The sequence below is a fragment of the Vibrio sp. Vb0598 genome, assembly GCF_033338935.1.
Taxonomy (GTDB): domain Bacteria; phylum Pseudomonadota; class Gammaproteobacteria; order Enterobacterales; family Vibrionaceae; genus Vibrio; species Vibrio alginolyticus.
In genome coordinates this window covers 1-1,094 of the sequence record NZ_JAWOTP010000251.1, presented here as the reverse complement: position 1 = coordinate 1,094, position 1,094 = coordinate 1, and the positions used below count along the sequence as shown (strand labels likewise).

Here is a 1,094-nt window from a genome sequence, read left to right as displayed (position 1 = left end):
GTGTCGACCGCGAGCTGGTGGGTAAATGCCATTTCCAATGGGTTTTCGATAGGGCCTGCGGCTTGTTCTTGCAGATCTTTCGCTCGCCCATTCCAAAATTGAACGAAATTCAAATCTGAATTAAACACCGTAGGTGAGTTGATTGGGCCAATTGACCATTTGTGACCAATTGAGCTTGGTAAGTTATCAACGCCACCTTTAGCGATGTTATGGCAAGAGTTGCAAGAAATGGTGTTCGACGCCGACAGTCTCGGTTCAAACCACAGCGTTTTACCCAATTCAATCTTTTTACTGTCGAGCCCAGAAATGGGTTCGATGACCTTGATGGGTTCGTTGGATTGACGTTCAGCATGGGCACCGAAAGACAATATAGATAAAACACTCACTGCGATAAGAGTTTTCATAATAACTTCCTTTTGACGTGATTTTCGACTCTCACTAGAGCGGCGCACTTCTTGTGAAACCGCTGATAAAACAGTCGTTGGTGCGCTCGAAAATTACGGTATAGGAAAGGTGTTATTCGATAAAATGCAAAAATTCGATGGTTTTTATGGCAAAAAACGATGTTAAAAGTGATGAATTTTTGTACGTCAAGCTGGAGCAGGCTATTGTGAGTGTTGGTTACAAATTTGTCACAAATGTTTAAAGTTATTTATCGGACGAATCCTTGATTAAAGTCAATTTCAATCTGAGGTTGTGAGGCGTTCAAATACAACAAAGGGGGCGATAGTTCGCCCCCTTTGTTGTTCATCTGGTTATGGAATTGTGATTTCTGTCAACTTATCTCTTTGAGCTGCAGAGAAAAATTAACTTAGGCTTTCGGTAACAACGGGTTTGTTGTTACGTTTTGCTATCCAATACGCCACGCCACCCCATAGCGCAACAAGCAACCACAATGCTGTCCAATGTTTGGCAACTTGCTGCCATGTCGCGCCCATTTGGTTGAGCGCCAAGAAGCCTTTTATTGCCCAAGTACTCGGGCTCAAATCGGCTATCCAAAGCAGTGGAGCAGGTATCGACTCAACTGGCCAAATGAAGCCCGCTAAAAAGATGAGAGGCATTGAACTGACTAGAACCACCAAAGTGACCAGTTC

At 43.7% G+C, this 1,094-nt stretch carries 2 protein-coding genes; both read right to left on the bottom strand.

What is annotated here, in order from left to right:
• The coding region (locus tag R7Q38_RS24475) for a cytochrome-c peroxidase (RefSeq protein WP_318114667.1) at positions 1-404 on the bottom strand (404 nt) is incomplete at its 3' end.
• Positions 405-806: 402 nt separating this feature from the next.
• A partial coding sequence (locus R7Q38_RS24470) for an ABC transporter permease (RefSeq protein ID WP_318114666.1) occupies positions 807-1,094 on the bottom strand: 288 nt, incomplete at its 5' end.